Annotated in this window: 14 protein-coding genes; 8 read left to right on the plus strand and 6 right to left on the minus strand. The window is 59.1% G+C overall.

Annotated elements, in window-relative coordinates:
* Positions 1-20: 20 nt before the first annotated feature.
* Together hyi and gcl are read right to left on the minus strand one after the other, a co-directional pair.
* Entirely contained in the window at positions 21-806 is a 786-nt protein-coding gene (gene hyi / locus ASG35_RS04020) for a hydroxypyruvate isomerase (protein ID WP_056353078.1), read from the minus strand.
* Between the two features lie 25 nt (positions 807-831).
* Positions 832-2,613 (minus strand): glyoxylate carboligase, encoded by a 1,782-nt coding sequence (gene gcl, locus ASG35_RS04025; RefSeq protein WP_056353080.1) that lies wholly within the window; start codon positions 2,611-2,613, stop codon positions 832-834.
* A 155-nt stretch (positions 2,614-2,768) separates the two neighbouring features.
* On the opposite strand from gcl, the gene ASG35_RS04030 reads away from it, so the two are divergent.
* The 8 genes from ASG35_RS04030 to ASG35_RS04065 all read left to right on the plus strand — a co-directional run bounded on the left by ASG35_RS04030 (position 2,769) and on the right by ASG35_RS04065 (position 8,651).
* Positions 2,769-3,680: a LysR family transcriptional regulator gene (locus tag ASG35_RS04030; protein WP_056353732.1), complete on the plus strand. Its 912-nt coding sequence runs from the start codon at positions 2,769-2,771 to the stop codon at positions 3,678-3,680.
* Between the two features lie 178 nt (positions 3,681-3,858).
* Positions 3,859-4,233 (plus strand): 30S ribosomal protein S6, encoded by a 375-nt coding sequence (rpsF, locus tag ASG35_RS04035; RefSeq protein WP_056353082.1) that lies wholly within the window; start codon positions 3,859-3,861, stop codon positions 4,231-4,233.
* 45 nt (positions 4,234-4,278) lie between these two features.
* Positions 4,279-4,578, plus strand: a complete 300-nt coding sequence (priB, locus tag ASG35_RS04040) for a primosomal replication protein N (protein ID WP_056353084.1) — start codon at positions 4,279-4,281, stop codon at positions 4,576-4,578.
* A gap of 2 nt (positions 4,579-4,580) precedes the next feature.
* Positions 4,581-4,856, plus strand: a complete 276-nt coding sequence (rpsR, locus tag ASG35_RS04045; protein ID WP_056353086.1) for a 30S ribosomal protein S18 — start codon at positions 4,581-4,583, stop codon at positions 4,854-4,856.
* Between the two features lie 27 nt (positions 4,857-4,883).
* Positions 4,884-5,339: a 50S ribosomal protein L9 gene (gene rplI, locus ASG35_RS04050; RefSeq protein ID WP_056353087.1), complete on the plus strand. Its 456-nt coding sequence runs from the start codon at positions 4,884-4,886 to the stop codon at positions 5,337-5,339.
* Positions 5,340-5,476: 137 nt separating this feature from the next.
* Positions 5,477-6,865 (plus strand): replicative DNA helicase, encoded by a 1,389-nt coding sequence (locus tag ASG35_RS04055; RefSeq protein WP_056353090.1) that lies wholly within the window; start codon positions 5,477-5,479, stop codon positions 6,863-6,865.
* Positions 6,866-6,984: 119 nt separating this feature from the next.
* Positions 6,985-7,611: a DUF47 domain-containing protein gene (locus ASG35_RS04060; RefSeq protein ID WP_056353092.1), complete on the plus strand. Its 627-nt coding sequence runs from the start codon at positions 6,985-6,987 to the stop codon at positions 7,609-7,611.
* 29 nt (positions 7,612-7,640) lie between these two features.
* Positions 7,641-8,651, plus strand: coding sequence for an inorganic phosphate transporter (locus tag ASG35_RS04065; RefSeq protein ID WP_056353094.1), 1,011 nt, complete (start codon positions 7,641-7,643; stop codon positions 8,649-8,651).
* Between the two features lie 60 nt (positions 8,652-8,711).
* On the opposite strand, the gene ASG35_RS04070 is transcribed toward ASG35_RS04065, so the two are convergent.
* From ASG35_RS04070 to ASG35_RS04090, 4 genes are all read right to left on the minus strand, one after another.
* Positions 8,712-9,518: an SDR family oxidoreductase gene (locus ASG35_RS04070; protein WP_056353096.1), complete on the minus strand. Its 807-nt coding sequence runs from the start codon at positions 9,516-9,518 to the stop codon at positions 8,712-8,714.
* Between the two features lie 138 nt (positions 9,519-9,656).
* Positions 9,657-10,781 (minus strand): C40 family peptidase, encoded by a 1,125-nt coding sequence (locus tag ASG35_RS04075; RefSeq protein ID WP_056353098.1) that lies wholly within the window; start codon positions 10,779-10,781, stop codon positions 9,657-9,659.
* A 182-nt stretch (positions 10,782-10,963) separates the two neighbouring features.
* On the minus strand, positions 10,964-12,826 hold the full coding sequence (locus tag ASG35_RS04080; protein WP_056353099.1) for a PhoH family protein: 1,863 nt from the start codon (positions 12,824-12,826) through the stop codon (positions 10,964-10,966).
* 457 nt (positions 12,827-13,283) lie between these two features.
* Positions 13,284-13,745 (minus strand): peroxiredoxin, encoded by a 462-nt coding sequence (locus tag ASG35_RS04090; RefSeq protein ID WP_056353104.1) that lies wholly within the window; start codon positions 13,743-13,745, stop codon positions 13,284-13,286.
* Positions 13,746-13,821 lie beyond the last annotated feature (76 nt).

Genomic DNA, 13,821 nt, shown 5'->3' on the forward strand with positions numbered 1-13,821 from the left:
CCAATTATCGGGTTGTTGCCTTATGCAAGCGCGCGAAGTTCGTTCAACCAGCCGAGGCCTGCTGCGGTCGTCGTGCGCGGCTTGTATTCGCAACCGATCCAGCCTTCGTAGCCAATCGAATCCAGCAGCGCGAACAGGAACGGATAGTTGATCTCGCCCGTGCCCGGTTCGTTGCGGCCGGGGTTATCGGCAAGCTGAACATGCGCAATCGATGGCAAGTTGCGCTCGATCGTTGCCGCCAGTTCGCCTTCCATGCGCTGCATGTGATAGATGTCGTATTGCAGGAACAGGTTGTCCGAACCCACGTCGCGAATCACGTCGAGTCCTTCCTGAGATTTATTCAGCGCGAAGCCGGGGATATCGAAGTGATTGCACGGTTCGACCAGCAACCTGATGCCTTCTTTCTTCAATGCGCCGGCCGCGAACTTCAGGTTCTCGACAATCGTCGCGCGCGCCTCTTCACGACTCACCGAGGCCGGCGGAATCCCGACCAGGCAATTGAGCTGAGGCACGTTCAACGCCTTCGCGTATTCGATTGCTTTCGTCACGCCTTCGCGAAATTCTTCCTTCCGGTCCGGCAAACACGCAATGCCGCGCTCGCCGCCTTCCCAGTTTCCCGCGGGCAAGTTATGCAACACGATTTGCAGGTTGTTGTCGTCCAGACGCTGACGCAGATCCGCGATGGAATACGGATACGGAAACAGGAATTCCACCGCTTCGAAGCCCGCTTCCGCCGCCGCTGCAAAGCGGTCGAGGAAGGGCACTTCGTTGAAAAGCATCGTCAGGTTTGCGGCAAATTTAGGCATGGGTTCTACTCTCTCAGGCTTTGTTTCAGGCGTTCGATGTCGACGCAATCGCTGTCGGCGCGTCTTCTTCGGTTTCGGCGAGCGGCTCGAATTCGTTGATGTTGTCGATCTCCGTGCCCATCGCGATGTTCGTCACGCGCTCGAGAATTACTTCCACGATGATCGGCACGCCGAACTCCGCGAGCATGCCTTCCGCCTTGCGCAGCGCCGGAGCCAGATCTTCCGGTTTGAATACACGCATCGCCTTGCAACCCAGGCCTTCGGCAACCGCGACGTGGTCCACGCCATAGCCGTTCAGATCCGGTGCGTTGATATTTTCGAACGCGAGCTGCACGCAGTAGTCCATATCGAAACCGCGTTGCGCCTGACGAATCAAACCGAGGTATGAATTGTTCACGACCACGTGAATATACGGCAGGCGGAATTGCGCGCCAACGGCAAGTTCTTCGATCATGAACTGGAAGTCGTAGTCGCCCGAGAGCGCCACGATCGGCCGTTGCGGGTCGGCAGCGCGCACGCCGAGCGCCGCCGGAATCGTCCAGCCGAGCGGACCTGCCTGACCACAGTTGATCCAGTTGCGCGCCTTGTAGACGTGCAGGAATTGCGCACCGGCGATCTGCGACAAACCGATCGTCGAGATGTAGCAGGTGTCGCGGCCGAACACCTTGTTCATCTCTTCGTAGACGCGTTGCGGTTTCATCGGCACGTTGTCGAAGTGCGTCTTGCGATGCATCGTGCGCTTGCGTTCCTGGCACTCGCCAACCCACGCGCCGAGATCCTTCAGCTTGCCCGCGGCTTTCCATTCACGCGCCACTTCAACAAAGAGTTCGAGCGCGAACTTGGCGTCGGAAACGATGCCGAGATCCGGCCCGAAAACACGGCCGATCTGCGTCGGTTCAATATCCACGTGCACGAACGTGCGGCCCTTCGTATAAACCTCGACGCTGCCCGTATGCCGGTTCGCCCAGCGATTGCCGATGCCCAGCACGAAATCCGATGCCAGCATGTTGGCATTGCCATATCGGTGCGCCGTTTGAAGACCGCACATGCCGGCCATCAGCGGATGGTCGTCGGCAATCGCGCCCCAGCTCATCAGCGTCGGGATCACCGGCACGTTCACGAGCTCGGCGAATTCGACCAGCAAATCTTCAGCCGCCGCATTCAACACGCCGCCGCCGGACACGATCAACGGCCGCTCCGAGTTCGTCAGCATGGTCAGCGCTTTCTCGACTTGGGCGCGCGTGGCTTTCGGCTTGTAGACGGGCAGGGGCTCGTACGTATCGATATCGAATTCGATTTCCGCGAGCTGCACGTCAATAGGCAAGTCCACCAGCACCGGACCCGGACGGCCCGAGCGCATCAGGTGGAACGCCTGCTGGAACACGCGCGGCACGAGCGCCGGTTCGCGCACCGTAACCGCCCACTTCGTGACCGGCTTCGCGATCGATTCGATATCGACAGCCTGGAAATCTTCCTTGTAGAGACGTGAGCGCGGCGCCTGACCCGTGATGGCGAGAATCGGAATCGAATCGGCCTGAGCGGAATACAGGCCCGTGATCATGTCCGTTCCGGCCGGTCCCGATGTGCCGATACACACGCCAATATTCCCCGGCGACGCCCGCGTATAACCTTCAGCCATGTGCGACGCGCCTTCCACGTGCCGCGCCAGCACGTGGCCAATACTGCCGGCCCGCTGCAGCGCCGAGTAGAGCGGGTTGATTGCCGCGCCCGGCACGCCGAACGCCATCTCGATGCCTTCTTTTTCCAGCACCAGAACGGCTGCGTCTACAGCTCGCATTTTTGTCATGACTGTCTCCATCCACTTTGTGTTTCGGTGCGTCCCGCCATTGCAGAACGTCGTTTAACAAACTTTATGCGTGTGCCGGAGTGTTGATAAGATCAGCCAGAGTCGTTTGATCCGATACAAAAAGTATGGAACGGCTGAGCAACGGAGACAGAAAAATGGATCGCTTCAGGCAGATAGAGACGTTTGTGAAAGTCGCCGAGGCCGGCAGCCTCGCCGCGGCCGCGCTGGAAGAGGGCGTGTCGCCGGTGATTCTGGGGCGGCGTATCGATGCGCTGGAAAAGCGGCTGGGCGTCAAATTGATGTACCGATCGACACGCCGTCTGGTCGTAAGCGAAGAAGGCGCGGCGTTCCTGGAACGCTGCCGCGGCTTGCTGGCGGACTGGAACCAGGCGGAAAACGAGCTCGCCGATGGCCAGCGCACCGTCGACGGCCATTTGATCGTCTCGGCGCCCGCGGCATTTGGCCGGATGCATGTGGCGCCGCACGCCCCCGGTTTTCTCGCCGACAAACCCGCGTTGCAGATGTCGTTCAACCTGAACGACCGCGTTGCCGACCTGATCCGCGAAGGGTACGACCTGTCGATACGAATCGGTGGCGCGGTGGATCAGAATTTCGTGGCGGTGAAACTCGCGGAAAACCATCGCGTGGTTTGCGGCACGCCCGCGTATTTCAAGAAGCACGGCAAACCGAAATCGCTCGATGACCTGCCGCGCCACAATTGCCTCGCTTTCAACCTGCAGGGCGGCCAGAACCGCGGCTGGTACTTCCGCCGTAACGGCAAGCTGGCGACGGTGCGCGTCTCCGGAAACCTCGATTGCAACGACGGCGAATTGCTTCACCGATGGGTCTCCGAAGGCCATGGCCTCGGCTGGCGCTCGACGTGGGAGATCCAGCGGCAATTGGCGGCGGGCGAACTGGAAACGGTACTCGATGAATTCGCGCTCCCGGACTACGACATCCTTGCGGTGTACCCGCAACAGCGTTACGTGCCGGCAAAAGTACGTTACTTCATTGATTATTTGAAGAAAATCTATGCGCAGCCGGATTACTGGAGCCGTGAGCGCTGACGTCTTTCAAACGCCCGGGATCGCCGCGACGCGCCTAAGCCATTGAAAACACAGCGGAACTGAAGCGGAAAACGGCCAAATCAGTTGTACGGGCATTCATATCCCGCTATAATCGCTGGCTTCTCTCTTGCCGCACCGGTCCGACGCCCGGGTGGCTTTATATCCTCAAGGAGTAACAATGCGTCATTACGAAATCGTATTTATCGTGCATCCGGATCAGAGCGAGCAAGTGCCCGCCATGATCGAACGGTACAAGACCACGATCACGTCGCACGGTGGTTCTATCCATCGCATCGAAGACTGGGGCCGCCGTCAGCTGGCTTACATGATCGAGAAACTCGCGAAGGCTCACTACGTGTGCATGAACATTGAATGCAGCCAGGAAACCCTGGAAGAGCTGGAACACGCATTCAAGTTCAACGACGCAGTGCTGCGTCACCTGATCGTCAAGATGAAGAAGGCCGAAACCGGCCCGTCGCCGATGATGAAGGAAGTGCACCGCGAAGAAGCCAAGAAGGCGGCCAGCCAGCCGTCGACTGAAGCGCAGGCTTAATAGTCGCTTATTTCTATAAATAGGCGTCAAGCCACCAGGATTTAAGTGAACCGGCTGCAACTGACAGCAAGCGTCGTGGAACGCGAACCGGTGCGGTACACCCCCGCCGGCGTCCCCATAGCAAGCTGCACGTTGCATCACTGCACGGAAGTTGTCGAAGCGGGCATTGCCCGCCAGATCGAATTGACACTTCCTGCGGTAGCGGCCGGAGCTGCGAGCGGCAAGCTGGAAAGTCTGGCAATGGGCGTCGAAACGCTCTTTACAGGCTTCATGGCGAAGAAAAACCGCAACGCGCGAACCCTGGTGTTTCACATCACAGAATTGCAGGATATTGGAAAGGACTGAACATGCCCCGCCCGACTGGTAAGAAATTCGACAAACGTCGTCAGCAACAAAACCCGCTCTTCAAGCGCAAGAAGTTCTGCCGTTTCACCGCGGCTAATGTCGATTACATCGACTACAAGGACACGGAAACGCTGAAGGATTTCGTTGGTGAGAACGGCAAGATCACGCCGGCTCGTCTGACTGGAACCAAGGCTCACTACCAACGTCAGCTCGACACGGCTATCAAGCGCGCTCGTTTTCTCGCGCTCCTGCCGTACACCGACCTGCACAAGGCCTAATCAGACGACGCAATAAGGAAAAGCCAAATGCAAATCATTCTTTTGGAAAAAGTCGTCAACCTGGGCAACCTCGGCGACATCGTGAAGGTCAAGGACGGTTACGCACGTAACTTCCTGATCCCGGGCAAGAAGGCTCGCCGTGCAACGAAGGACGCGATCGCGGAATTCGAAGTTCGCCGTGCTGAACTGGAAAAGGTTGCGGCTGAAAAGCTGGCAGCTGCTACGGCTCAAGGCGAAAAGCTGAGCGGTGCAACCGTTCAGATCTCGCAGAAGGCTGGCGTTGACGGTCGTCTGTTCGGTTCGGTGACGAACGCGGACATCGCCGAAGCGCTGAAGAAGCAAGGCCTGGCAGAAGTCGAAAAGTCGCAAGTGCGTCTGGCCGACGGCCCGCTGAAGCTGGTTGGCGATCACGCCGTCCAGATCGCGCTGCACACGGACGTGCTGGTTGACGTGACGGTGTCGGTGCTGGGCGAGCACGCTTAAGCTTTTAGCCTGCCAGGTTTTTTGCTGGCGCTGATGCAAAAGTGATGTCGTAAAAGAAAGGCGGGAAACCTCAAGGGTTCCCGCCTTTTTTGTTTTTCCATCTCCCGCCGTCCCTTCATATCGCCGATAATTGCCCCATGAACGCACCCTCGAAAGATCCGCAAATGGATGCGCTGAAGGTCCCGCCGCATTCCATCGAAGCCGAACAGTCCGTCATTGGCGGCTTGTTGCTCGACAACGCCGCTTGGGATCGCATTGCGGACTTGATGTCGCACAGTGATTTCTACCGCTACGACCACAGGATCATTTACGAGGCGATTGGCAAGCTGATCGCGACCACGCGTCCGGCCGACGTGATCACCGTCTACGAGGCGTTGACGAATACGGGCAAGGCGGAGGAGGTCGGCGGTCTGGCCTACCTGAACGCGCTCGCCCAGAACACGCCGAGCGCGGCCAACATTCGCCGATACGCGGAAATCGTGCGCGACCGGGCGATATTGCGCCGGCTGGTTTCGGTTGCCGATGAGATTTCCGCCGATGCCTTCAATCCGCAGGGCAAGGAAGTGCGGCAGTTGCTGGACGAGGCCGAGGCGAAAGTGTTTTCGATTGCCGAAAGCGGCGCGCGGGGCACGCAAGGATTTTTGGAGATCGGCCCGCTTTTAACGGAAGTAGTCGAGCGAATCGACACGCTTTATCACACCGCAAATCCCAGCGATGTCACCGGTACGCCGACCGGGTTTGTCGATCTGGACCGCATGACTTCGGGTATGCACGGCGGTGAGTTGATCATCGTGGCAGGGCGCCCATCGATGGGTAAAACCGCGTTTTCCATGAACATTGGCGAATACGTGGCGGTCGAATATGGCCTGCCGGTCGCGGTGTTCTCCATGGAAATGCCGGGGACGCAGTTAACCATGCGGATGCTCGGTTCCGTCGGACGTCTTGATCAGCACAGAATGCGGACCGGCCGTCTCACCGACGAAGACTGGCCAAAGCTCACGCACGCCGTGCAGAAAATGAGCGAGGCGCAGATTTTCATCGATGAAACCGGCGGTTTGAACCCGATGGAATTGCGCTCGCGCTCAAGGCGTCTCGCGCGACAGTGCGGCAAACTGGGTTTGATCATTGTCGATTATTTGCAGCTGATGTCCGGATCTGGATCAGGTGGCGAAAACCGCGCAACCGAAATCTCCGAGATCTCGCGTTCGTTGAAAAGTCTCGCGAAGGAACTCGATGTTCCTGTTGTTGCGCTTTCGCAGCTGAATCGCGGGCTCGAGCAGAGACCGAACAAGCGTCCGATCATGTCGGATTTGCGCGAATCCGGCGCTATCGAGCAAGACGCGGACGTCATTTTGTTTATCTATCGCGACGAGGTTTATAACCCGGACAGTCCAGACAAGGGCACGGCCGAGATCATTATCGGCAAGCAACGTAACGGGCCGATCGGCCCAGTAAGGCTCACATTCCAGGGGCAATACACGAAGTTCGAGAATTTTGCCGGCGCTCAGAATTTTTATAGCGACTAAGGAACTAATGTTGTAACCGCGCTCGGATTGATGCCAATCAGAGTGCGGTGCCGATCCTGCAAAGGTACAATGTGGCGGTTTTATGTCAGCGCCACTTTGAGCCACTTTCCGGGATTTTCATGTTCGGTCGATTCATGCCCACCGAGGGCAAATTTTTCGAAATCTTCAACGCGCACGCAAAGTGCATCGTCGACGCGAGCCACGAACTCGAACTGCTTATCGACAACATGGACCAGATGGAAGTCCATAAGCAGAACGTCCAGACGAACGAAAAACGTGCCGACAAACTCACGCACGAAACCATCGACCTGCTGCACAAGACTTTCATCACGCCGCTCGATCGCGACGAAATCCACAAGCTCATCACGACCATGGACGACATCCTGGACCTGATGGAGGACGTCGCCACCGCGATTTCGCTCTACGACGTGCGCGAATCGACCGCGGAAATGAGCCAGTTGGCGCATATCTGCACGGCGACGTCCGAGCGCGTGCAGCAAGCCGTGCAGCTTCTCGCCGACATGAAACGCGCCAGCGAAATTCTCAAGATCTGCGAAGAAATCGACCGTCTGGAGTCGGACGCTGACCGCGTGCTGCGCTCGGCGATGTCGAAACTTTTCCGCGAAGAAGACAACGTCAAGACGCTCATCAAGTTGAAGGCGATCTACGAGTTGTTGGAAACGATCACCGACAAATGCGAGGATGTCGCGAACATTATCGAAGGCATCGTGTTGGAAAACGCCTGATTTCAGCCGCGCCACTCACTCCATAAACGATGCATTCGATTCAACTCGCCCTCTGGGCTGTCATTACGCTCGTCGTGGTCGCGCTGGTTTTCGACTTCATGAACGGCTTTCACGACGCCGCCAACTCCATTGCAACTGTCGTATCGACAGGTGTGCTGAAACCTCAGCAAGCCGTAGCTTTTGCCGCCGCATTCAACGTCATCGCGTATTTCATCTTCCATTTGAAGGTGGCGGCGACCGTGGGCAAAGGGACTATCGACCCGGCTATTGTCGATCAATATGTGATCTTCGGAGCGCTCGTTGGGGCTATCGGCTGGAACATCATCACGTGGCATTACGGCATTCCGTCGAGTTCATCGCATGCGCTGATTGGCGGATTGATGGGCTCTGCGTGGGCGAAGTCCGGTTGGGGTTCGCTCAACGTCGACGGCCTTCTAAAGACCGTTTCATTCATTTTCATCTCGCCGTTGCTCGGTTTTGTGCTCGGCTCGCTCTTCATGTTGATCGTCTCATGGATGTATTTCCGGACGCCGCCGTCGAAAGTGGACCGGCGTTTCAGGCGATGGCAACTGGTATCGGCGGGGCTTTACAGCTTGGGTCACGGCGGCAACGACGCGCAAAAAACGATCGGCATTATCTGGATGCTGCTGATTGCCGCCGGTTATGCATCGGCGACGGCCGACGCGCCGCCACTCTGGGTGATCGGCGGATGCTACCTTTCCATGGGACTCGGCACCTTGTTCGGCGGCTGGCGCATCGTGCGTACGATGGGACAGAAAATCACGAAGCTGAAACCTGTTGGCGGGTTTTGCGCGGAATCCGGCGGGGCGATCACGCTGTTCATCGCATCGTTTCTCGGGATTCCTGTTTCGACCACCCATACGATCACCGGCGCGATCGTCGGTGTCGGCGCGACGCAGAAGTTCAGCGCGGTGCGCTGGGGCGTGGCAGGCAATATTGTTTGGGCGTGGATTCTGACCATCCCGGCGTCGGCCGTGATGGCTGCGGGCGCGTGGTGGCTCGGACGACACTTCTTCTGAGCCAACCGGCCGGTCAAATCTAAAAAAACGGGCGATTTCGATCGCCCGTTTTTCGTTGGTTCAGATCAGCGGTGCACCGACACCGTCCATGGGAATGATCGCGCCCGATACGTAACTCGCGTGCCGGCTTGCCAAGAATAAAGCAACGTTGGCGATCTCCTCCGGCGTTGCGTAACGGCCGAGCGGCACTTTGGCCTGGCTTTGCGCCAACGCCTCGTCCCGCGTGATGCCTTGCCGCTGGGCCTCGAGCGCGAGTGCCTCTTCTACGCGCTCCGTCAACGTCGCGCCCGGATTGATGGCATTAATGCGAATCCCGAGCTTCGCGTAATGATGTGCAAGGCCGACTGTCGCGAGCATCAGCGCCGCGTTTGCCGCGCCGCCGGCGATATGAATGTCGCTCGCAATCTTTCCGCCCATGCCAATGATGTTCACAACAACGCCCGGGTCGCTCTTCGGATCGGCTTTCAAGCGATCCGCCATTTTCTTGAGCACAGCCTGCTGCGGATAAATACATGGAAAGTATTTAGCTTCCATCGCGGCCTTGTAGGCATCGGCATCGAGCAAATCGGGATCGTAACGTTTTGCCGCGCCCGCGGAATTTACGAGAATATCGATTGGGCCGAGCGCGCTCGTGGCTTCTTCCACCACGTCCTGCACGCTGTGTGGTTCGTGAAGATCAGCGCGCGCGAGGTGCACGTGGTGGCCGTCCTGCGCGAGTTGTTCTCGCGCGCGCGCAAGGTTCGCTGCATCGCGCGAAACAATCGCGACTCGTGCTCCTTCCGCCGCAAACGCCTTCGCGCACGCGAAGCCAATGCCCTTGCTGCCGCCGGTGATGAGCACGACTTTGCCGGCAAGTCCCAGGTCCATGAGGTCACTCCTTATCGAGGCTGATTGCGATTCCCGACGTCCGAAATCCATGCCCGGAGCCGGTTAGCAGCACACGATAGCAGAGCTCACAGTGGCGTGCGCGTTCGCGCGCGCGGAAAGATGTGCATTGCCTCGGGCTCAATAGCTACCGTTGGCGAACTTCGCGATAGGGTCGTCGGTGGCGGCGGGACGCGTGGGCGGGAGTGGATTAGTCGATGCACGCATCACGTGGGCGGCCGGGTCCGAAGCAGGAATGCGCGCGACGGACGATGGTTGTTGTTGCTGCACCGCGCGCACTTGCTGAGCGGCGAGGCGCGCGGTCGGCGGCGGCGGTTCGAAGGCGTCGGCGGCGGCCGCGATCGGATCGGGCGAATTCGATGCCGCCGCAATCGCGCTTGCTTCTGCTTGCGGTTGGCGAGCGGGCGAGGTCGCGTTGGCGGCTTGTGCCTGACGCTGTGCGGCGGCGAGCGCGGGCGGCGGCGGTTCAAACTGATCGGCGGCCGCAGTTGCGTTCGCCGTGATCGGTGACACCGCACCTGCCGATTGCGCTTGCTGCCGAGCGGCCGATAAAGCAGGGGGCGGCGGTTCGAACTGATCGGCGGCGTTAGTGGATTTGCTGGCAGCCGCTGTTGCAACTTGCGTTTCCGGCGAACGGCCGGACGGAATACCTGCAGGCACCGGCGACGCCAGGTACGTCGGCGAATCGAATGGCGTCGGGACGGCTTTCGGTGCCGCGACGCGTCGAATGCCATCGAAACGCTTCGCCCAATAAGGATTTGTCAGGTAATCGAGCCGGACGGTCCCGCCCGTGGACGGCGCGTTCACAAATCGCAGCTTGCCCACGTAGATTCCAACGTGCGAGTGCGCGCGCCCCGTGGTGTTGAAGAAAATCAGGTCGCCGGGCGCGACTTCATCGGGTTCGATGGATTCGCCGCGCGAACTCATGTCGGCGGTCGTGCGCGGCAGGTTGACCGAAGCCGCGCGATCGACGACGTACCGGACCAGTCCGCTGCAATCGAAGCCCGCTTCCGGCGTGTTCCCGCCCCATCGATACGGCACGCCAACGAGCGACATCGCCTGGATGGAAATTTCCTCCCGCCCGACGCTGTGATCGACGAAATTCGGGAAGCCGGAAGGCTTTGCGAAGGTGCGATTTGCGGCGGTCGCGCTCGATTCGGGCGGCGCACGCGAGACCCGCTGCGGCGCACTGGAGCACGCGGCAACGAGGAAGGTGAGCACCAGCAGTGACCAGAATCGACGCATCGGGAGGGCAAGCGAGCCATGATGTTAGTCTCGCGATACTAGCCCGTCAGCCGGGCCTGCGGCAAGTTTTCTTGATAAGTCACTTGAGGTTTACGCTGTAAGTTCAGCCTCATCGATGACAAAAAACCACAAAAAAAGCCCGGCAAGCATCGCTTGCCGGGCTTTTGAACGAGTTTTAAAGCTTAAAGAATGTCCGAAGCGTAATCGGCAAGACGCGAACGCTCGCCGCGCGCCAGCGTGACGTGCCCACTGTGCGTCCAGCCCTTGAAACGGTCGACCACATAGGTCAGACCCGAGCTGCCTTCAGTCAGGTAAGGCGTATCGATCTGGGCAATGTTCCCCAGACACACGATCTTCGTGCCGGGACCGGCCCGCGTGACAAGCGTTTTCATCTGTTTCGGAGTCAAGTTTTGCGCTTCATCGATGATCACGTACTTGTCCACGAACGTCCGTCCGCGCATGAAGTTCATGCTCTTCACCTTCAGGCGCGAGCGGATCAGCTCCTGCGTGGCGGCGCGGCCCCATTCGCCCGCGGCATCGTCCGTTTTCTGCAGGACTTCGAGGTTGTCATCGAATGCGCCCATCCACGGCTGCATTTTTTCTTCTTCGGTGCCCGGCAAAAAGCCGATGTCTTCGCCTACCGGAACCGTTGCCCGGGTCACGATGATCTCGTTGTAGCGTTTGTCGTCGAGCACTTGCGCGAGGCCGGCGGCGAGCGCCATCAAGGTCTTGCCCGTACCAGCCTGACCCAGCAGCGTGACGAAATCCACATCGGGGTTCATCAGCAGGTTGAGCGCGAAATTCTGCTCCCGGTTGCGCGATGTGATACCCCACACGTTGTTCTTGTGGTGGCTGTAATCGCGCAGCGTTTGCAGCAACGCTGTCTTGCCGTTCAGCTCGCGCACGATGCCATAAAACGACGGCTCGCCATTCTGTGGCTCGAAGTACACAAACTCGTTGACCAACATGGACGCGCATTGCGGACCGGTCACGCGGTAATACGTCGTGCCCGTCTTCGTGTCCTGCCAGCTTTCCATGCCCTTCGCGTGCTTCGTCCAGAAGTCCGAAGGCAGTGCGCGCACGCCGGAATAAAGCAGATCCTTGTCTTCGAGGACCTGATCGTTGAAATAATCTTCTGCTGGCAGGCCGAGCGCATGGGCCTTGATGCGCATGTTGATGTCTTTCGACACCAGTACGACCTGGCGATCCGTCCGCTCCTTTTGCAGCGCGCGGACCACGCCGAGAATCTGGTTATCGGCCTTGCCGACAGGCAGACCCTCGACCGGTTCAATGTCCGTCAGCGTTGTCTGGAAATAGAGGCGGCCGGTGGCATCGCGGTTACCCAGGGCGGAAAGCGGCAATCCCGCCGACATCTCGCCGACGTGGGCAACCAGTGCATCCAGCGTGCGGCTCACCTGGCGGGCATTGCGCGCCACTTCCGACATCCCTTTCTTGTGGTTGTCGAGTTCTTCGAGCGTCATCATGGGCAGATAGACGTCGTGTTCCTCGAACCGGAACAGCGATGACGGATCGTGCATCAGCACGTTCGTGTCGAGCACAAAGAGCTTGCCGATCTCGTTTTCCGGCTGGCCGCGCTGACGGCGCTTTTGCTGTGTGCGCGGCTGCTGGGCGGCGGCGACTGCGGGAGCAGCGGGCGCTTCGGAACGCACGCGAGCCTCGACCGGCTGCGTGGTCTCGACCTGCTCGGCAGGCGTTGGGGGCTGCAGCAAGGCTGCAGTCTGCTTCGTGCGACGCGTGCGTGCGGCGGGTGCGGTATCGGATGCTTCAACGGCCGAATCTTTCGCGGCATTCGCGAGCGTTTCGCTGGCAATTGCGCGCAACGTGTTCGCGGTGTTTGCCGCGGCGGGACGCGAAGTGCCTACGGGCGCGGCGAAATCGGTGTCGATGTCGGTATCGGTATCGGCTGTAACCAGATCGCTGTCACTCGGCTGCTTCTTCGCTGTGCGGGCAGGCCGGGCTTTGGCTTTGTATTCTTCAGACGGCAGGAGGTTGCCGAGCTTGACGGGTGCGGTAGGCAAAGGCATGGTTTCCCTCGAAAGGATCGGATCGTATGTCGTGCGTCGCCTGTCGCATCCTGCTGGGTAAGCCGTATGAAAACGGCCTGACTTCGATGCAGTTTGCGCCCGGTGACGCGCTTCGGTTTCGAAAACGCCGGTTCGCCTAGATTTCGATCGGCTCCTTGGAAGTTGCGTCCTGAAGATCAAACGGAAGTACAAACGCGCGGACGGCGCGGCGCGCAGCGGCTAAGGGAGCGTCCGCAAACAAAAAAGCCGCCGTCCCGGACGTTGGGACCAGCGGCTCGACGGCGCCTGCTTCCTGACTCCTTTCGTCTTTCGCTTCGCCCCGAAAAGACCGGAGTCCCGAGGGTTGCGTGTAGCGGAGACCCGTGCCGGCCGCGGGAATTACCGCGCTACACCGGGCGCTACGTAAAGAGAAATGGAGGAAGGGGCATGCGCTCATTGCGAATCAATATAACGTGCCTCAAAGCGCTTGTACAGCTTCCACAATCTGCTCGACGTGACCTGGAACCTTTACGCCACGGAACTCCCGGCGAAGCACGCCGCTGGCGTCGAGAAGGAAGGTCGAACGCTCGATTCCACGCACTTCCTTGCCATACATTTTCTTCATTTTGATGACGCCGAAGAGCGAGCAAATGGCTTCGTCGGAATCGGAAACGAGCGTGTACGGCAGTTCGAGCTTCGCCTTGAAGTTGTCGTGCGATTTCACGCTGTCACGCGATATGCCGATGACTTCAGCACCTGCCGCCTTGAACCGGTCGTAGAGATCGCGGAATTGCAGGCTTTCGGTCGTGCAGCCCGGCGTGTTGTCTTTCGGATAGAAAAACAGCACGACTTTCTGGCCCTTCAGGCTGGATAGCGAAAACTCGCCGCCGGTTGCGGGTGCGGTGAAATCTGGAACGGGTTGATCGACTGCGATCGGCACGGAGCTTCTCCTGTTTATATCGATGGCGCGTGTCCGGACGCCAGTTTCTGGCGAGTGAGCACTTTGAAACGGTAGA

Origin of the sequence: Burkholderia sp. Leaf177 (assembly GCF_001424345.1) — a bacterium.
In the GTDB taxonomy this organism is placed as follows: domain Bacteria; phylum Pseudomonadota; class Gammaproteobacteria; order Burkholderiales; family Burkholderiaceae; genus Caballeronia.